The sequence below is a fragment of the Nonomuraea sp. LP-02 genome (genome assembly GCF_036289125.1).
Lineage (GTDB): Bacteria > Actinomycetota > Actinomycetes > Streptosporangiales > Streptosporangiaceae > Nonomuraea > Nonomuraea bangladeshensis.
This window is the reverse complement of the sequence record NZ_JAXCLK010000001.1, coordinates 4,240,863-4,259,061: the sequence shown is the minus strand read 5'-3', so window position 1 is coordinate 4,259,061 and position 18,199 is coordinate 4,240,863. Positions and strand designations below refer to the sequence as shown.

General features: G+C 71.5%; 15 protein-coding genes. 5 read left to right on the top strand and 10 right to left on the bottom strand.

Going from position 1 to position 18,199, the window contains the following annotated elements; genetic code table 11:
* Positions 1-55 precede the first annotated feature (55 nt).
* The 3 genes from SMD20_RS19715 to SMD20_RS19705 form a co-directional block, all read right to left on the bottom strand.
* Positions 56-733 carry a GntR family transcriptional regulator gene (locus SMD20_RS19715; protein ID WP_329583095.1) on the bottom strand — a complete coding sequence of 226 codons (678 nt, stop codon included), beginning with the start codon at positions 731-733 and terminating at the stop codon, positions 56-58.
* A gap of 7 nt (positions 734-740) precedes the next feature.
* Positions 741-1,091: a hypothetical protein gene (locus tag SMD20_RS19710; RefSeq protein WP_329583092.1), complete on the bottom strand. Its 351-nt coding sequence runs from the start codon at positions 1,089-1,091 to the stop codon at positions 741-743.
* 152 nt (positions 1,092-1,243) lie between these two features.
* On the bottom strand, positions 1,244-5,830 hold the full coding sequence (locus tag SMD20_RS19705; protein WP_442942602.1) for an ATP-dependent helicase: 4,587 nt from the start codon (positions 5,828-5,830) through the stop codon (positions 1,244-1,246).
* 86 nt (positions 5,831-5,916) lie between these two features.
* Between SMD20_RS19705 and SMD20_RS19700 the strand changes: the two genes are divergently transcribed.
* Entirely contained in the window at positions 5,917-6,405 is a 489-nt protein-coding gene (locus SMD20_RS19700; RefSeq protein ID WP_329583086.1) for a VOC family protein, read from the top strand.
* 176 nt (positions 6,406-6,581) lie between these two features.
* On the opposite strand, the gene SMD20_RS19695 is transcribed toward SMD20_RS19700, so the two are convergent.
* Positions 6,582-6,776: a hypothetical protein gene (locus tag SMD20_RS19695; RefSeq protein ID WP_329583084.1), complete on the bottom strand. Its 195-nt coding sequence runs from the start codon at positions 6,774-6,776 to the stop codon at positions 6,582-6,584.
* A 44-nt stretch (positions 6,777-6,820) separates the two neighbouring features.
* Here SMD20_RS19695 and SMD20_RS19690 point away from each other — a divergent pair, with 44 nt between their 5' ends.
* A complete protein-coding gene (locus SMD20_RS19690; protein WP_026214037.1) occupies positions 6,821-7,015 on the top strand; it encodes a DUF3046 domain-containing protein in 195 nt (64 codons plus the stop codon).
* A 5-nt stretch (positions 7,016-7,020) separates the two neighbouring features.
* Here the strand turns inward: SMD20_RS19690 and SMD20_RS19685 are convergent, their stop codons facing one another.
* The 3 genes from SMD20_RS19685 to SMD20_RS48370 form a co-directional block, all read right to left on the bottom strand.
* Entirely contained in the window at positions 7,021-7,302 is a 282-nt protein-coding gene (locus tag SMD20_RS19685; RefSeq protein ID WP_329583080.1) for a hypothetical protein, read from the bottom strand.
* Between the two features lie 267 nt (positions 7,303-7,569).
* Positions 7,570-8,160 carry a DinB family protein gene (locus SMD20_RS19680; protein ID WP_329583078.1) on the bottom strand — a complete coding sequence of 197 codons (591 nt, stop codon included), beginning with the start codon at positions 8,158-8,160 and terminating at the stop codon, positions 7,570-7,572.
* A gap of 318 nt (positions 8,161-8,478) precedes the next feature.
* Positions 8,479-8,871, bottom strand: a complete 393-nt coding sequence (locus SMD20_RS48370; RefSeq protein WP_442942601.1) for a TnsA-like heteromeric transposase endonuclease subunit — start codon at positions 8,869-8,871, stop codon at positions 8,479-8,481.
* A 312-nt stretch (positions 8,872-9,183) separates the two neighbouring features.
* Here SMD20_RS48370 and recA point away from each other — a divergent pair, with 312 nt between their 5' ends.
* On the top strand, positions 9,184-10,275 hold the full coding sequence (recA, locus tag SMD20_RS19670) for a recombinase RecA (RefSeq protein ID WP_091083932.1): 1,092 nt from the start codon (positions 9,184-9,186) through the stop codon (positions 10,273-10,275).
* 1,525 nt (positions 10,276-11,800) lie between these two features.
* On the opposite strand, the gene SMD20_RS19665 is transcribed toward recA, so the two are convergent.
* Positions 11,801-12,277 carry a hypothetical protein gene (locus SMD20_RS19665; protein WP_329592854.1) on the bottom strand — a complete coding sequence of 159 codons (477 nt, stop codon included), beginning with the start codon at positions 12,275-12,277 and terminating at the stop codon, positions 11,801-11,803.
* Here SMD20_RS19665 and recX point away from each other — a divergent pair.
* Entirely contained in the window at positions 12,251-13,144 is an 894-nt protein-coding gene (gene recX / locus SMD20_RS19660) for a recombination regulator RecX (RefSeq protein WP_329592607.1), read from the top strand. The two genes, SMD20_RS19665 and recX, sit on opposite strands and share 27 nt — an antisense overlap.
* 436 nt (positions 13,145-13,580) lie before the next feature.
* Entirely contained in the window at positions 13,581-15,200 is a 1,620-nt protein-coding gene (gene rny / locus SMD20_RS19655; protein WP_329583071.1) for a ribonuclease Y, read from the top strand.
* Positions 15,201-15,219: 19 nt separating this feature from the next.
* Here the strand turns inward: rny and SMD20_RS19650 are convergent, their stop codons facing one another.
* Together SMD20_RS19650 and SMD20_RS19645 are read right to left on the bottom strand one after the other, a co-directional pair.
* Complete coding sequence (locus SMD20_RS19650) at positions 15,220-17,016, bottom strand: S9 family peptidase (RefSeq protein ID WP_329583068.1); 1,797 nt, start codon at positions 17,014-17,016, stop codon at positions 15,220-15,222.
* 254 nt (positions 17,017-17,270) lie between these two features.
* The gene (locus SMD20_RS19645; protein ID WP_329583065.1) at positions 17,271-18,113 is read right to left on the bottom strand and encodes a glutamate ABC transporter substrate-binding protein; all 843 of its coding nucleotides are present in this window, start codon (positions 18,111-18,113) and stop codon (positions 17,271-17,273) included.
* Positions 18,114-18,199: the final 86 nt, after the last annotated feature.

Sequence of the window (18,199 nt, the reverse complement as noted above, 5' to 3'; positions counted from 1 at the left end):
TTCTTCCCGCTCCCCGGCCGGCGGCTCGGAGACTGTATACGACAAGGCCGGCGTCTCAATCGTTCGGGTGTTTGGCCGTCCGGCCGATCGCGGCCAGGAACGAGCGCCGGGCCGCGGCCACGTGCGCGACCGCCCTGGCCTGTGCCTCATCCTCGTCGCCCGCGACGATCGCCTCGCACAGCCCGAGGTGCTCGGTCCAGGAGTGCGGCCCTCGCACCGACGCCGTACGGCTGAAGACCCACTGCGCCCGCTGCAACATCGGCGTCATCATCAGGTGCAGGTAGGAGTTGCCCGCCGCCTCGCCCACGGCCAGGTGGAAGGCGGTGTTGAGGTCGGCCACCCGTTCCACCTGGCCGTTCTCCACGGCGTCCTTTGCCTGCTCCAGCACCTCGCGCAGCCGCCGCGCCGACTCCGGCGTGCGCTTGCGCGCGGCCAGCCGCGCCGCCAGCCCTTCGACGGCCATCCGTACGTCGAAGAGCTCCTCGCCCTCCTCCGCGGACAGGCGCGCGACCGTGGCCCCGAGACGGGGGACGACCTCGACGAAACCCTCGGCGGCCAGCACCCGGATGGACTCGCGGACCGGGTTGCGCGACACGCCGAGCGCGGCGGCCAGCCGGTCCTCGACCAGCCGTTCGCCCTGGGCCAGCTCGCCGGACAGGATGCGGCGCCGCAGCTCCGCGGTGACCTCGTCACGCAAGGTCCGGTGGGCCGCGCCCAACGTCAGATCGGTCATATCGGGCTTATCGTATACAAGATTTTAAGCCGTCCTGATCCGGCTCCCGCTTCCTGGACACCTCCCACATGCGGTCGAACTCCGCCGTGAAGTGCTCGAACCAGAAGTGGTCGCGGCGGCGCGTCACCGTCCCCTCCAGCAGGTGAAGCGTGGAGGTGACCCGGTGCTCGAAGACCTCGCCGCGCCCGGCGATCGTGCTCCGCCGCGCCGCCTCCTCGGGCACCCCGCCGGACGGGTCGATGAGCAGCACCTTGACCGTCGCCCCTCGCTCCAGCGCCTTGCGCAGCTCCTCGACGTGCCCCCGCACGGTGCGGCTCAGCGTCACCCCCGCCAGGCGCAGGTCACGCGCCCGCCCCACCTGCTCGGCGAGCCCCTTCCGCTCGGCGGTCAGGAACGTGTCGCCGTGAGGTAGATCTCCAGGTTCTTGCCGGTGAGGAGGTCGGCGCGTGAACGGCGGAAGGAGCTCATCCGGCTATTGTGATCGCCTCCCGGCCCGCCGCGGAGCCCCGGTCAGGCACGCAGGCGAAGGCCGCGCGGCGTGGGATGGAACCCGGCCGCCTCCAGAGCCGCCGCCAGCGGCGACTCCCCGATCGAGGCCCCGTCGGCACGCTCGACGGTGAGCTTGCCGAGCGCGCCGTCGCGTACGGCGAGGGCCAGGGCGTCCACGGCCGGCTGCAGCCGCTCGTCGTCGGCGAACGACAGCAGGGTCTTGCCGCCGCGCTCCACGTAGAGGACGAGATGGCCGTCGACCAGCACCACCAGCGCGCCCGCCTTGCGGCCCGGCTTGTGGCCGGCGTCGCCGGGACGCTGCGGCCAGGACAGCGCGGCGCCGTACGGATTGGCCGGATCGGCCGCCGCCAGCACCACAGCCCGCCTCCCACCGTCCCGCCCGGCCCCCGGCCCTGGTTCGAGAGGCGGGGTGCCGGCGGCCGTCGGGGCGATGCCTGGCGCCATGGCGCGCATCCGGTCCACCGCCCCCGGCAGCGCGAACTGCGCGCCCCCGAGCCCCTCGACGAAGTAGCCCCGCCGGCACCGCCCGCTCTCCTCGTACGCCCGCAGCACCTGGTAGACCGGCGTGAACCCGCCGGGCAGCCGCTCCGAGGTGACCGCCCCCCGCGTCACCACCCCATGCCGTTCGAGCAGCGCCTCGGCCTGGGCCTGGGCCCGCTGGGTGGCGTCGGCCGCGGGCGCGGGCAGCAGCCACCACCGCCCCGCCACCGTCGGCGGCCCGCTGCGCGTGGGCAGCACCGCCCGCCGCCGCCGGGTCGTCGCCGGCCGGTGCGCGGGACGCCCGGTGCCGAGCGTGGCCCGCAGCGGCGCCAGCGTGTCGCCGGAGATCCGCCCCGACCACACGAGGTCCCACAAAGCCGACACCAACGTCTGGTCGTCCTGCGAGCCGAGCTGGTCGGAGATGCCGCGGAAGAACAGCGCGCCCCCACCGCCCAGCAGCTCCAGCACCCGCTCGTGCACCGCCGTCATCGTGATCTCGGCGGGCTCGGGCAGCAGCAGCGGCGCGGTGTCGGCGAAGTAGAGCGACACCCAGCCGTCGCCGCCGGGCAGCGACCCCTGCCCCACCCACATCACCTCGCCGGACGAGGTCAGCTCGTCCAGCAACGACGGATGGTAGCCGGGCACCCGCGCGGGCAGCACCAGGCTCTCCAGCGCCGACGCGGGCACGGCCGCCCCCTGGAGCTGCTCGATCGCCCGGACCAGCGCGTCCATGGCCCGCGCCGTCCCGCCGCCCCGCTGGTCACCGCTCGCCCTCGGCTCAGCGGCGGAGGCGCCGGTGATGCCGTGCCAGGCGGGCAGGAACAGGGCGAGCGTCTCCGGCGCGACCGGCTCCACCTCCTTGCGCAGCCGGGCCAGCGACCGCCGCCGCAACATCCGCAGCACCCCGGCGTCACACCACTCCTCGCCCCGCCCGCCGGGCCGGAACTCCCCGCTGACCACCCGCCCGGACCCGGCCAGCCGCCGCAGGGCGTCGGTCACCACGGCCACGCCGAGCCCGAACCTGGCGGCGGCGGTGTCGGCGTGGAACGGGCCGCGGGTGCGGGCATGCCGCGCCACCAGATCGGCCAGCGGATCGGCCACCGGCTCCAGGAACACGTGCGGCACCCCCACCGGCAACGGCACGCCCAGCGCGTCACGCAGCCGGCCGGCGTCCTCGACGGCCGCCCACTGCTCCTCGCCCGCGACACGCACCCGGATGGCCCGCCGGGCCCGCTCCAGCTCCTCCAGCCAGGCCGGATCGCCGCCGCGTACGCTGACGTCGGGCGCCAGCAGCGGCCCGTGCGAGCGCAGCAGGTCGGCGAGGTCCTCGGCATCGCGCAGCGGCCGGTCGAGCCGGGCCAGCTCACGCTCGGCGTCGGAGATGACGTCGGGGTCGAGCAGCTCACGCAGATCGGCCTGGCCCAGCAGCTCCGCCAGCAGCGACGTGTCCAGGGCCAGCGCCTGCGCCCGCCGCTCGGCCAGCGGGGCGTCGCCCTCGTACATGAACGCGCCCACGTAGTGGAACAGCAGCGACGCCGCGAACGGCGAGGCCTGCGAGGTCTCCACCTCCACCACCCGCACCCGGCGGGCGGCGATGTCGCGCATGAGCCGGACCAGCCCCGGCACGTCGAACACGTCCTGCAGGCACTCGCGCATCGTCTCCAGCACGATCGGGAACGAGGCGTACTGCGAGGCCACCCCCAGCAGGTGGGCCGCCCGCTGCCGCTGCTGCCACAGCGGGCTGCGCCGCCCCGGCGTGCGGCGCGGCAGCAGCAGCGCCCGCCCCGCGCACTCGCGGAATCGGGAGGCGAACAGCGCCGAGCCGCCCAGCTCCTCGGTAACGATCTGCTCGATCTCGTCGGCGTCGAAGGCCGCCACGTCGGCCGGCGGCTCGGCCAGCGTGTCGGGGACGCGCAGCACGATGCCGTCGTCGGAGTGGAGCGCCTGCACGTCGACGCCGTAGCGTTCGCGCAGCCGCCGGTTGATCGCCAGCGCCCACGGCGCGTGCACCCGCGCGCCGTAAGGCGAGTGGATCACTATTCGCCAGTCGCCCAGCTCGTCGTGGAAGCGTTCGACCAGCAGCGTGCGGTCGTCGGGCACGTAGCCGGTGGCCTGGCGCTGCTCCTCCAGGTAGGCGAGGAGGTTGCCCGCGGCGAAGTCGTCAAGCCCGGCCGCCCGCAGCCGTTCGGCCGCGCCGCCCTTGGCCTGCTCGCGCAGGAACTCCCCGATGGCCCGCCCCAGCTCGGCCGGCCGCCCCGGCGCGTCGCCGTGCCAGAACGGCAGCTTGCCCGGCTGCCCCGGCGCGGGGGAGACCAGCACCCGGTCGGCCGTGATGTCCTCGATCCGCCACGAGGTCGCGCCCAGCACGAACACGTCGCCCACGCGCGACTCGTAGACCATCTCCTCGTCCAGCTCGCCGACCCGGGACGCCCGCTCGCCCACCAGGAACACGCCGAACAGCCCGCGGTCGGGGATCGTGCCGCCGTTGGTGACCGCGAGCCGCTGCGCGCCAGGCCGGCCCTGCAGCGTGCCGGTGACGCGGTCCCAGACGACGCGCGGGCGCAGCTCGGCGAACTCCTCGCTCGGGTAGCGGCCGGCCAGCATGTCGAGCGTGGCCTCCAGCGCGGTGCGCGGCAGCGTGGCGTAAGGGGCGGCCCGCTTGACCACCGACTCCAGCTCGTCGACCGTCCACTCGTCCATCGCCGTCATGGCCACGATCTGCTGGGCCAGCACGTCGAGCGGGTTGCGCGGATAGCGCATCTCCTCGATGTGGCCGGCCTGCATGCGCTCGGCCACCACGGCGGTCTGCACCAGGTCGCCGCGGTATTTCGGGAAGATCACGCCCTTGGACACCGCGCCGACCTGGTGCCCGGCCCGGCCGATGCGCTGCAGGCCGCTCGCCACGCTCGGCGGCGCCTCCACGCACGCGACGAGATCGACCGAGCCCATGTCGATGCCCAGCTCCAGGCTGGAGGTGGCGACCACGGCCGGCAGCCGGCCGGACTTCAGCGCCTCCTCGATCTGCGCCCGCTCCTCCTTGGACACCGAGCCGTGGTGGGCGCGTACGACCTCCGTCACGACGCCCTTGGTGCCGCCCGCCTGCGCCATGACCTCGGCGGGGGTGCGCCGCGGCAGGTCGGACGGCGTCTCCCAGATCGACAGGTCGACGGCCTCCACGCCCTGGGAACGTTCGTAGGCCAGCTCGTTGAGCCGCGAGCACAGCCGCTCGGCCAGCCGCCGGGAGTTGGCGAACACGATCGTCGAGCTGTGGGCCTCGATGAGCTCGAACAACCGGTCCTCGACGTGCGGCCAGATCGACCTGCCCCGCGGCTCCTCGCCGTCGCCGCCCTCCTCGGGGCCGGCGGCGGTCTCGGTCATGTCCTCCACCGGGACCACGACCTCGACCTCGATCTGCTTGTCGGCGGGCGGCTGCACCACCGTGGCCGGCCGCGCCCCGCCCAGGAACGCCGCCACCTCGCTCACCGGCCGCACCGTCGCCGACAGGCCGATGCGCTGCGCCGGCCGCTCCAGCAGCACGTCCAGCCGCTCCAGGGTGAGCGCCAGGTGGGCGCCGCGCTTGGTGGCGGCGACCGCGTGCACCTCGTCCACGATGACCGTCTCGACCCCGCGCAGCGCCTCCCGCGCCTGGCTGGTGAGCAGCAGGAACAGCGACTCCGGCGTGGTGATGAGGATGTCGGACGGCTTGGCCGCGAACCTCCTGCGGTCCTCAGCGGGCGTGTCGCCCGAGCGGATCGCCACCGAGATCTCCGGCACCGGCAGCCCGAGCCGCCGCGCCGTCTGCTTCAGCCCGGCCAGCGGCGCGCGCAGGTTGCGCTCGACGTCGACGGCGAGGGCCTTGAGCGGCGAGACGTAAAGGACCCGCGTGCCCCCGCCCGCTCCGGGATCACGGGGCTGGGCGGCCAGCCGGTCGAGCGACCACAGGAACGCCGCCAGCGTCTTGCCCGACCCCGTGGGCGCGACGACCAGCGTGTTGTCGCCGCGGGCGATCGACTCCCACGCTCCCTCCTGGGCGGCCGTGGGCGCCTCGAACGCCCCCGTGAACCACTGCTGGGTCATCGGGCTGAACTGGGCTAGCGTGCTCACCAGCCCATATTGCCTCGCGCCACCGACAGAAAACGCATTGTGCGGACGGCGGGTGGTTGAGCGGGCCTCCTGGCGGACATACAGCGACCGTGACCATTGACCACGCGGCCATCGAAGCCCGCCGTGCCGAGATCAGGCGCCGTCACGTGTTAGCGCACCGGCCGTCGAGCAGCGCCCGTGGCCTGCACCATGTGGCCCTGCTCTCGTCGGACGTGGAGCGGACCGTCCAGTTCTACCAGGACCTGCTGGAGTTCCCGCTCACCGAGATCATCGAGAACCGCGACTACAAGGGCTCCAGCCACTTCTTCTTCGACATCGGCAACGGCAACCTGCTCGCCTTCTTCGACTTCCCCGGCCTCGACCTCGGGCCGTACCAGGAGGTGCTGGGAGGGCTGCACCACATCGCGATCTCCGTGGACCCTGCCACGTGGGAGCGCCTGCGCGGGAAACTGGAGATGGCCGGCGTGCCGCACCAGATCGAGAGCGGCGCCTCCATTTACTTCAAGGACCCCGACGGCGCGCGGCTGGAGCTGCTCGCCGACCATCTCGGTGAGATGTACGGCGCGCGGGTGCTGTGACCCCGCACGTGTGTGTCGCCCACACCCCTCGGCACCCGCTGTGACGCGCGTCCGCCTGAGCGTCCGCTCGGAGCGCCGGCCGTCTGAACGGCCCGGAGGGCCGGCCGTCCGGCTGAGCGTCCGCTTGAGCACCGGCCGGCCGCCTGAGCGTCTGCTTGGGGTGTGGCTGTGTGCGGCTAGCGCCGCGAGGGCCGGCGCGTGCGCGGCTTGCCCGCCCGGGGCGCCTGCCTGATGCCGGCGTGCCGCTCCGCGCGCTCCGCCTTCTCCTTCTTGACGGCGTCACGTAACGCCGACAGCAGCCGGCGGCGTCTGGCCCTGTTGGCCTTTGTCGTGGGTGTCTTCGGGGGTGAAGACTTGTGGGTCTTTGGCATGGGGATGTCCTACCCACCCCCTGGGCGCTCCCATACTTGATTGCATGCGGCTTACGGAATTCTGGCGGCGTATGAACGCGCACTTCGGCGAGGCGTACGCCGAGTCGTGGGCCCGCGACTACGTGATCGCCCCTCTGGGCGGGCGCACCGTGATGCAGGCCCTGGCCGACGGCGAGAGCGCCAAGACGGTCTGGCGAGCGGTGTGCCAGGTCGAGGACGTCTCGTCCAAGCTGCGCTGACGCGCTCACTCCCGGCCCTGGGAGGCGGCGTCCAGGGTCTGCCGGAGCGCGTCCGCCGTACCGTCGAGGTCGTCCGCGCCGCCCTGGCCCCGCGGCGACCACAGGAACACCCAGCCGCTGGACGACGGGGTGGCGAAGACGAGCGTCTGGCGGCCCGTACGCGGATGCCACGCCCACAGCACCGGCTCGTCGCCGCCGACCATGCGGCTCACCAGTCCGTGGTCCGGTAGCAGCTCCGCGAGAGCCTGCAGATGGGCGCGCCGTTCACCGGTGTAGCCGCTCGCCACGTCACCGCCTCCAACCGTCGTCCCTCCAGTGAGTCTCCCCAGCTCACCTTGCATGACAACACGCTGTCGCGAACGGTCGTGAACATCATCAGGGGCGCGCTCCCGCTGTGCTCCTGTCCTGTGACTAGCGTGTGCCATCGAAGTTCGAGTGACGGAGCGAGCTCGATTAAGGGTGCGTCGCAGCACTCCGACATTCGGCGTTCAAGTGATCTTGCTCGGAGGTGAACCGTGGCCCCGCCCTTGACGGGCCACGGTGGCGCGATTGCGTTAAGCCTTGATTGATGCGGCCGCCCTGGCGGCTTGCTCGATCTTCGCGCAGTAGGCTGCACGGGCTTCCTCGTCGATCTGCTCCTCGTATTCGGGGCGCAACCCGGTCCGGCCGTCGAGGCCCTCGCGCAGGATGTCGGCGTGCCCGGCATGCCGGGTGGACTCGCCGAGGACATGGACCATGATGGCGAACAGGTTCGTGTGCCAGGCCGGCGTTGACTCCGGCCACCACGGCACGTGGCCGGGGGCGTCGAGGGGAAGCTCGTTGATCGTCGCGTCCGAGTGTTCCCACGTGCGCCGGTAGAACCCGATGATCTGATCGCGGGTCTCGTCCTCGGTCGCCCACAGATCGCTGCCGTTGGAGTCCTGCCACCGGGGCAGCGGTTCCGGGGAAGGGCGGTCGAAGACCTCGCCGAAGTACCTGGCCTCGACGGTGGCCATGTGTTTGACCAGGCCGAGGAGGTTGGTCCCGGTCGCTGTCAAAGGTCGGCGGGCGTCGTATTCGGACAAGCCGTCGAGTTTCCAGAGCAGCGCCCGGCGGTCCCGCCGCAGTCTCTCGTGCAGGTTGTCTTTAGCGAAATCGTCGATCATGGGTCACGATTCTGTCAGGCTGCGCCGGTGGGCTCAGGTTGCGAGCTGCCTGGCGTCGGCTCCGCCAACTATTGCTCACAGTCACACTGCTTGCCGAGGTCCTCGGAGCGATCCTCGCAGAGGACGGGATCACGCTCCCCACGCTGCGATAGCAGCAGGCAGATGAGCTCACGGGAGCAAGTGCTCAGGCTGATCGTCGATCACGACGAAGTCTGTAGGCAGTGGCGTAGTTGATCAACGCCTTAATGTGGAAGCTCATCGGCGACGTCTCGACGATCACCACAGCGGCGCCTGCGATAGCGGGACAGCCATCGCATGTCAGCCATCAGCACTGGATCGGGGGCCCGCGCGAAATCCCAGCCCACCGCCCGGCAGGCCCGCTCGCCAGCCTCGAACGCCTGCGCCGCCCGCTTCGTCGATCTGGTCATCGGCACGCACGTCGATGACTCGGCCGCGACCGTCCGCCAGCCGGACGAAGTAGTCGGGGGCGTGGCGACGCTGGCGCACGCCATCGTGCCGGTGCAGCCAGAACGGTTGCGAGGCTATGCCGGTCACCTCGGGATCCGCATCGAGCAGGATCAGCCGGTCTCGCTCCAGCCATGACTCGTACCCGACGTGATCGGTGTTCGTGGCCGAGTAGCACCAGCCCGCGAACTCCCAGCAGCCTGCGACACCGTACGCTGTCGTGATAGAAGTCCAGCTCAAACGCACTAAGAGCCGGATCCCCGTGCTCAACCGCGAGTTCCTCCACCGTCACTCCTGACGACGGGCGACGCGTCACTCAATCTTCGGTGTCACGAAACTTGTGGTCATCAACCTTCGGTGACAATGATCAGCATCCGCTGTCAGGACATGCTCCGGGTAACCTTCCGGCTCCCGTGTGTTCCTGCTGTGATCGAACAGCCGTTCGGCTACCATGGAGAACGCCGGGCCACGTCTTCCCCGGCAGTCGCAGAAAATGTCGGTGGCAGGCCGTAGCTTTCACTCGACTGATCGGACCACGACCCTCCAGGGGGAGTTCCCATGGCAATCAACGACCGCGAGAAGGCCCTCGAGACCGCACTCGCTCAGATCGAGCGGCAGTTCGGCAAGGGCTCTGTGATGCGCCTGGGCGACGACGCCCGAGCTCCCATCGAGGTGATCCCCACCGGGTCGATCTCCCTCGACGTGGCGCTCGGCATCGGCGGCCTCCCGCGCGGCCGCATCGTCGAGATCTACGGTCCGGAGTCGTCCGGCAAGACCACGATCGCCCTGCACGCGGTCGCCAACGCCCAGCGGGCCGGGGGCATCGCGGCGTTCATCGACGCCGAGCACGCCCTTGACCCCGAATACGCCAAGAAGCTGGGGGTCGACACCGACGCCCTGCTGGTCTCCCAGCCCGACACCGGTGAGCAGGCGCTGGAGATCGCCGACATGCTGATCCGGTCCGGCGCCGTCGACATCATCGTCATCGACTCGGTGGCCGCCCTGGTGCCCAAGGCCGAGATCGAGGGCGAGATGGGCGACAGCCACGTCGGCCTCCAGGCCCGCCTCATGTCGCAGGCCCTGCGCAAGGTCGCCGGCGCGCTCAACAGCACCGGCACCACCGCCATCTTCATCAACCAGCTGCGCGAGAAGATCGGCGTCATGTTCGGCAGCCCCGAGACCACGACCGGTGGCAAGGCGCTCAAGTTCTACGCGTCGGTGCGCATGGACATCCGCCGCATCGAGACGCTCAAGGACGGCACGGAGGCGGTCGGCAACCGCACCCGGGTCAAGGTCGTCAAGAACAAGATGGCCCCGCCCTTCCGGGTCGCCGACTTCGACATCCTCTACGGGGTGGGCATCTCCCGCGAGGGCGGTCTGATCGACATGGGCGTGGAGCACGGCTTCGTGCGCAAGTCGGGAGCCTGGTACACCTACGAGGGCGACCAGCTCGGCCAGGGCAAGGAAAACGCCCGCAACTTCCTGCGCAACCACCCCGACATGGCCAACGAGATCGAGAAGAAGATCAAGGACAAGCTGGGCGTGGGCCCGCGTCTCGACGCCCCCGCCGAGCCCGCCGCCGCTCCGGCTCCGGCGCCGGCCACCTCGGGCCGCGGCTCGAAGTCCACTCCGAAGCCGGGTGACGTCTGATCGTCGCCCATGAGTGACACGCCTTGGCCACAGGCGCCCCGGCCGCGGGGCGCCTGGCCCGACCACCCCTGCACCACTGGGGGCCCGACCCGTGACTGACTCACCGACCCCTCCTCGTTCCCGGGCCAGTTCCAGTTCCAGTTCCAGTTCCCGTGACCTGGCCCGCTCCGCCGCGGACGGCTGGCCCTCCGTGGAGGAGTGGCGCGCCCAACGCCTCGCCCAACGCGCCTCGGACCCCTCCCACGAACCAGGCGAGGAGCAGCCCGAACCCCCCACCGACGCCACCTCCGGCCCGGTGGCCCCGGAGAACGCCGCCTACGGACCCGACGACCAGCACACTCCCCACCAGAAAATCTCCGCAGCCAGCGCCAAAGCCACCAAGCCCCGCCGCCGCAACAAGCGACGTCCCCGCGAGAACGAAGCCCGCACCTCCACCCCTCCCACCGACGACCCCACCCCCGCCGAGGGACTGTCGCCCTCCGCCCCCGCTGAGGGCTGGTCACCCACCACCCCAACCGGGATCGGGTCACTCGCCACCCCCACCGGGACCCGGTCATCCGCCACCCCCACCGAGGGCTGGTCACCCACCACCCCAACCGGGGCCGGGTCACTCGCCACCCCCACTGAGGGCTGGCCATCCACCACCCCAACCGGGACCGGGTTGCCCTCCGCCCCTGCTGAGGGCTGGTCACCCTCCGTCCCCGCCGGGGCGTGGTCAGCGGGCCTCGCGGATGAACCACAACCGTCCGCCTCCTTCAACGACCGTGCGGCGGCCGCCGCCACGTCCTTCTTCGGAGAAGCTTCAAGCCACAACCCCGGCGAAGCCTCAAACACCCACCCCTTCTTCGCCAACACACCAGCAGCACCTTCCGCCGGTTCTTCCGACGGAGAGTCTGCGCTCCCTGGAAGTTCTCCTGTCGATGCCGTAGCACCCGCCGCGGGCTCTTCGGAAGGAGATGTCGCCTCAGGCGGTAGCGACTCTGCTGGGCTTTCGCGCGCGGCCAGTCCCGTCATGCCTGTGCCCTCCGCTGGTCTGCGCGAGATTTCGCAGGAGGGCTCATCAGCCGGTACGTCTGCCGGTGAGCCTCGCGAGATGCCGTCCAGCCGTCCCCCGGCGGGGTTGGTCGACGGCCCGCCCGGCATGCCACTGAGTGGTTCTCCCGACGCGACGACAGACAGCCCGGGGCCCTTCGCTCTAGGGGGCTCTGGCTCGGCTGCTGAGACGCAGGAGCTTGAGAGTCGCTCCAGCACATCCGACGCCACTGACGTCCTCGACGTGCCGATCGGCGGCTCTGCGGATACGCCCACGGGTGGCCCTTCCAGCCTCTCCGTAGGTGATCCTTCCGAGGCGGGCGGTTTCCTGGGGGAGCCCGTAGACGGAGGCACTCCTCCGGCAGGGGGCAGCAGCGCCGCCTACCCCTTCGAGGTACACGCCGCAGGGGATTCCGCCGAAGAGGACGCACCGGCGGATTCTCCCGAAAGGGATGTAGCGGCGTATCCCGCTGAGGACAGCATCGCGCCGGATCTAACCCAGGGAGATGGGGCGGCGTATCCCATCGAGGGGGAAATCGCGGTGGATCTCCCGCACGGGGAAGTGGCAGCGAACGGCGCCGAAGGGGACCAGCCGGCGGATCTCGCCGAAGAAGGTGTCGTGGCGGATCCCGCCGAGAACGCCACTCGGCGCTCTGCGGAAACTGTTGTAGCGAGGTCCCCTGAGGAGGACGCTGATACCGAGGAGGATGTCACCGAGGGTGGCGTCGCCACCGAGGGAAACGCCGAAAATGATGAGATCCTCCAGGGGGTGACTGCCCAGGGCGTGACGACCCAGGGCGCGACTGCCCAGGATGTGGCCCCCCACCAGGATGTGACCTCCCAGGGCGTGGCCCCCCACCAGGATGTGACCCCCCACCAGGATGTGGCGCCCCAGGGCGTGGCCTCCCAGGATGTGACCCTCCGGGATGTGACTGCCCAGGGCATGGCCTCCCAGGATGTGACCTCCCAAGGAGTGAGTGTTCAGGGCGTCACCACCGAGAGTGTGGCTGGGGGCGGTGGTGCTGCGGATGGTGTCGCCATGAAGGGCGGCGCTGGGGACAGTGGTGCCACCGTGGAGGGCGGTGCTGAGGGGGTTGTCGCGGAGTCTCTTGAAGGGGCTTCGGGGTATCGGCGCGGTGGAAGCCCCTCTGCTGACAGTTCCAGTGCTCTGGACTGGGGTGGAAGTCTGCTGGGCGGTGGGGACGAGGACGGGCAGCGAGGCGGCGGGAGGAAAGGGCGGCGTGGTGGGCGTCGTGCCGGGGGCAAGGGGCGGCGGAGCTCCGGGCGCTCGTGGCTGCCGGACGGGCCCGATGAGGAGAGCCCGGCCGCGGCCGTGCCTCCGGCGGATCCGGAGTCGGTGGCTCGGGCCATCGTCCTTCGGCTCCTGACGATGGCGCCCAAGACGCGGGCTCAGCTCGCCGAGGCGCTTCGCAAGCGGGATGTGCCGGAGGCGGCGGCCGACGCGGTTCTCGATCGGTTCTCGGAGTTGGGGCTGATCAACGATGAGGCGTTCGCCGAGGCGTGGGTCGATTCCCGGCATCACGGGCGCGGGCTGGCCAAGCGTGCGCTGGCGGCCGAGTTGCGTCATCGGGGCGTCGACAACGACACGGTCAAGGAGGCGGTGGAGCGCCTGGATTCCGATCAGGAGGCGGAGACGGCTCGGCGGCTGGTGGATCGCAAGCTGGCGTCCACTCGCTCCCTTGATCCGCAGACCCGTACCCGCCGCCTGGCCGGCATGCTCGCCCGCAAGGGGTACTCCTCGGGGCTGGCGTACCGGGTGATTCGGGAGGCGCTGGATGAGGAGGGCATCGATCTGGAGGGCGACGGCTTTCCGTAGGGACGTTCCCCTGCCGCCCGTCTGACCCGCCTCCGTCTCGCTGTGGGTGGGGGGAAAGCGGTGCGCGGGCGGGGGTGCCGGGCGGCAGCGGGGGATTGCGGCAGCAGTGGGGGATCTTGGGGTCGATGGGGAGTTGCGGGCCCGTAAGACACGCTTGACGACTCGTTTGCTTGCTCGTGACCAGTTCGACGCATAACCTCGACGGCAGTGAGGAGTTACTCCGCGCAGCGCGGATTGCCATACCGGTGAGCGACGGACGAACGAGCGTGATTGATGAAGGCGGGCGAGGTGTCGGCTGTGCGGGTCGACGCCCGGTCAGCCTTGGCTTGATATCGATCCCGGCACCGTACGGGCTTCGCGTGGCGTGCTTGTGACCCCTCCCATGGTCTGGATCTGCGTTATGGGGTGTTGACGACGCGAGGAGGGCGGGGCGCACATGGGGCCGCTGGTCGTGGTGCTGATGGTGGCGGTGCTCGTGCTCGCGTTCGGGATGATCGTCGCGCTGCTCGTCGTCATACGCCGCACTTCCGGCACCGCACCCAAGGGGGTGGCGCGGCCGAGTCCCGAGCAGGTGCAGGTTGTGCACGAGGAGCTCGAACAGGCGCGTGAGGAGGCTCGGGAGATCCGCCAGAAGGCGGAGGTCGACGCCGAGGAGATGCTGCGCAGGTCCGAGGCGGCCGCCGAGAGCGCCACGCGGATGCGGGAGGAGGTCGAGGCGGAGAGCCGCGTGCTCAAGACCGAGCTCAAGGAGCTGCGCGCCGACCTCGAACGCCGCGAGGCCCGCCTGGCCGAGCGCGAGCAGCGGCTGGACGAGGAGGCCCGCCGCCAGTCCGAGCGTGACCGCAAGCTGGCGGAGACGGAGATCGAGCTGGCCGGCCGGCGCGAGGAACTGCTGCAGGTGGAGGATGAGCGGCGGCTCATCCTGGAGCGGGTGACCGGGCTGACGGCCGAGCAGGCCAAGGCCGAGCTGGTCAAGGAGATCGAGAACCAGGCGAAGCGCGAGGCGGCGCTGATCATACGGGAGATCGAGAGCCAGGCACGCAAGGAGGGCGAGAAGCGCGCCACCAAGATCGTGACGCTCGCCGTGCAGCGGGTGGCGGCCGAGCAGACGGCCGAGTCGGTGGTCAGCGTGCTGCACCTGCCGGGCGATGAGATGAAGGGGCGCATCATCGGGCGTGAAGGGCGCAACATCCGGGCCTTCGAGTCCACGACCGGCGTCAACCTCATCATCGACGACACGCCCGAGGCGGTGCTGCTGTCCTGCTTCGACCCGGTACGCCGGGAGACCGCGCGGCTCACCCTGGAGAAGCTCGTCCTCGACGGGCGCATCCACCCGCAGCGCATCGAGGAGGCGCACGAGCGCAGCCGGCAGGAGGTCCAGGAGCTCTGCGCGCGGGCCGGGGAGGACGCCCTCGTCGAGCTGGGCATCACGGACATGCACCCCGAGCTGACGCTCCTGCTGGGCCAGCTCCGCTACCGCACCTCTTACGGCCAGAACGTGCTGAAGCACCTCATCGAGTCCGCGCACATCGCGGGCATCATGGCCGCCGAGCTGAAGCTGGACCAGCGGCTGGTCAAGCGGTGCGCCCTGCTGCACGACATCGGCAAGGCCCTCACGCACGAGGTCGAGGGCAGCCACGCGCTCATCGGCGCCGAGATCGCCCGCCGCTACGGCGAGGAGGAGGACGTGGTGCACGCCATCGAGGCGCACCACAACGAGGTCGAGGTGAAGACCGTCGAAGCGGTTCTCACGCAGGCGGCCGACGCGATCAGCGGCAGCCGGCCGGGCGCGCGGCGGGAGTCGCTGGAGGCGTACGTGAAGCGGCTGGAGCGGCTGGAGGAGATCGCGCAGTCGTACGAGGGCGTGGAGAAGGTGTTCGCCATGCAGGCCGGGCGGGAGATCCGGGTCATGGTGAAGCCGGACGCGATCGACGACATCCAGGCCCAGGTGATCGCGCGGGACGTGGCCAAGCAGGTCGAGGAGGAGCTGACCTATCCCGGGCAGATCAGGATCACGGTGGTGCGGGAGTCTCGGGCGACCGAGTTCGCCCGCTGAGCCGTCCCCGGCCCCTGTCTTACGAGAAGATTTGCTGGTAGAAGGCGAGTTCGGCGGCCAGGGCGGCGGTGCGGGTCTCGGTGCGGCGGAAGCCGTGTGACTCGCTCTCGAACGCCAGATAGGTGCAGGACACCCCGCGCTCCGACAGCGCGTCGGCGAAGGCCGCCGACTGCTCGGGCGGCACCACGGGGTCGTCCAGCCCCTGCAGGAGCAGCATGGGGCAGGAGACGCCGCCGACCAGGGCGAGCGGTTCGCGTTCGGCGTAGACCGCCGGGTCGGGGCGGCCGACGAGCCACTCCACGTAGCGGGACTCGAAGTCGTGGGTGTGGGCGACGAGCGGGCCGAGGGCGCTGACGCCGTAGTAGGACACACCGCCGGCGAAGACGTTCGAGCGGCAGCAGGCGGCCATCACGGTCCAGCCGCCCGCGCTGCCGCCGCGTACCGCGACCCTGGCCGGGTCGGCGAGCCCCTCAGCGGCGAGCCATTCGGCGGCGGCGACGACGTCGGCCACGTCCGCCAGGCCCCACTGGCCGTGCAGGCGCTCGCGGTAGGCCCGGCCGTAGCCGGTCGAACCGCCGTAGTTGACGTCGAGCACGCCGATGCCGCGCGTGGTGAAGAACGCCTTCTCCAGGTCGAACGCGCTGCCCGCGTGGGAGGTCGGGCCGCCGTGTACGAAGATCACGTACGGGGGAAGGCCCTCGACGGCGGGCTCGTACGGCGGATAGAGGTAGGCGTGCACCTCCTCGCCCCCCGGCACCCGGACCGCGCGGGGGACGGGCAGGAGCGCGGGGTCGGGCAGCCGTGCGGCGGCGTCCGGCCGCAGCGGCGTCGCGGCGCCCGAGGCGAGATCGACGGTCGCGACGGAGCGGGGGATCGTGGCGGCGTAGCCGACGCCGGTGACGGACGTGCCGTCGGCGGTCAGCGCGGCCTCCCAGCCGCTGAAGGGGGTCTCCAGGTCGGTGAGCGTGCCCGACTCCGGGTCGAGCACGCCGAGCCGCAGGTCGCCGCGCCCGTGCAGGACCGTGAGCCGGCCGTCGCCGAGCACCGCGTACGGCAGGCCGCCGAGCTGCCACGGCGCCGACGCGAACTCCTCCTCGGCGGGGCACAGGGCACGTACGTCCTCGCCGCGCAGCCCGGTCTCGTACAGGTTCCACCAGCCGGAGGCGTCGGAGACGAGGTAGAGGTGGGCGTCGTCGCGCCAGGAGGGGGCCAGCACCGACTCGGCGGGGCCGCCCTTCACCGGCCATGACTCGCCGGTCTCCAGGCTGGTGACGCGGACCTCGGTGCCGTTCCAGGGCATGTGGGGGTGGTTCCAGCAGACATAGGCGAGATGTCGCCCGTCGGGGGACACGGTGGGGTAGGCGTAGAAGTCGTGCCCGGTGACCCGTACGCGGGGCTCGTCGCCGCCGTCGCCGTCGAGCGGGACGGTCACGATGGCCCGGCTGACCGTGCCGTCGCCGGCGTGCCGCTCGCGTACGCACCAGACCTGCCCGTCACGAACCAGCAGGTCGGCGTAGCGGGCGCCCTCCTGAGTGAGGGGCTGTGGCTTGCCGTCGGCGCCGAGCAGGTAGAGCCGCTGGTCCTCCAGGTTGGCGAAGACGACCTCGTTCGCGGGGGTCACGGCGTAGGGGCGGCCGCCGTACTCGTGGACCCTGGTGCGGGCGTTCCACGGGGGCGCGAGCAGGTCGTGGCAGGCGCCGTCGGGGGTGCGGCAGCTGATCGTGGTGCGTCCGCCCTCGTCGGGGCGGTCCTCCGTCCACCACACCCGGCCGTCCCTGGCCGTCGGCCAGGCGGGGCGCGTGCCCGAAGCCGCCACGTCTCGCGTCGATATGGGGGAGGGCCAGAAAGGCATACCCGCATCCTGCCGGAAGATCACCGGCGGTGCTGCCCGGTCCCCCTAGATCACCGGCACTTCCGACCCCCGCCTGAGCTGCGCTCATGTTCCCGCGAAGGCCCCGCGGAGGCCCGCGGAGGCCCGCGGAGGCCCGCGGAGGCCCGGGGAAGGTCAGGGGTGGGCGTTCGGGGCGAGAGAGGGGGTGGGGAGGGGCAGGGGGAGGGCGGTGGGGAGGGTCAGGGGCACGGTTCGGGGCGGGGGCGGGCGGAGGGGAGGGTCAGGCCGGTGTCGCCGAACCACTTGCGCAGCAGCCGGACGGCCGTCCCGTCGCGCCACATCGCGGCGACCGCCGCGTTCACCGCCTCGCAGGTCGCCGTGTCCCCCTTCTTGATCCCGACGCCCCACCGCTCCTCGCCGATGGGATCGTCGAGCAGCCGGAACCGTCCGGGGGCGTCCGCGGCGTAGCCGGCCAGCACCAGGTTCTCGGTGCTCACCGCGTCGAGCTGCCCGGCGTCGAGCTTGCGTACGCAGTCGGAGTAGTTCTCGGCGGGCACCAGGCGCGCCGGCAGGCCCAGTTTGCCGTCCGGCGGCGGGTCGACGATCCGCCGGTACGAGTTCGAGCCCTTGGCCAGGCAGAGCCGCGTGCCGCGCAGGTCCTGGACGGTACGGATCGAGGTGTCCGTGGCGCGGACCATCGTGTCCTGGGGCACCGACACGTACGGCCCGCCGAACGTCACCTTGGGCCTGCGCGCCTCGGTGATCGCGTAGGTGGCGAAGATCAGGTCCACGGCGCCGTTCTGGAGCATGGCCTCGCGGCTGGACGAGGGCGTCTCCCGCCAGGTGATCCGCACGTCCTTGCCAGGGGCGAGGGCATGGACGACGTACTTGGCGACGTCGACGTCGAAGCCCTGCGGCTCGCCGGTGCCGGGCTTCAGCCCCAGCCCCGGCTGGTCCCACTTCGTGCCGACGGCGACCTGCCCGCTGCCCCTGACCTTGTCCACGACGTTGACGTACGAGCCGCCGGAGCCGCAGGAGACCAGGCAGACGGCCAAGCAGAGGGGCGCCCCCGCAACCCGCATCCCACCACCGACCTCTCCTGCGTCCAGGAGAAGTGTGCGTGCCGAAGATCTCAGGAGGGCCGCCACGCGAGCGGCCCTCACCGAGC

Coding starts and splice junctions, on each gene's coding strand:
- SMD20_RS19715 (WP_329583095.1), bottom strand. CDS start 733: ATGACCGATCTGACGTTGGGCGCGGCCCACCGGACCTTGCGTGACGAG.
- SMD20_RS19695 (WP_329583084.1), bottom strand. CDS start 6,776: ATGCCAAAGACCCACAAGTCTTCACCCCCGAAGACACCCACGACAAAG.
- SMD20_RS19690 (WP_026214037.1), top strand. CDS start 6,821: ATGCGGCTTACGGAATTCTGGCGGCGTATGAACGCGCACTTCGGCGAG.
- SMD20_RS19680 (WP_329583078.1), bottom strand. CDS start 8,160: ATGATCGACGATTTCGCTAAAGACAACCTGCACGAGAGACTGCGGCGG.
- recA (WP_091083932.1), top strand. CDS start 9,184: ATGGCAATCAACGACCGCGAGAAGGCCCTCGAGACCGCACTCGCTCAG.
- recX (WP_329592607.1), top strand. CDS start 12,251: ATGGCCTCCCAGGATGTGACCTCCCAAGGAGTGAGTGTTCAGGGCGTC.
- rny (WP_329583071.1), top strand. CDS start 13,581: ATGGGGCCGCTGGTCGTGGTGCTGATGGTGGCGGTGCTCGTGCTCGCG.
- SMD20_RS19645 (WP_329583065.1), bottom strand. CDS start 18,113: ATGCGGGTTGCGGGGGCGCCCCTCTGCTTGGCCGTCTGCCTGGTCTCC.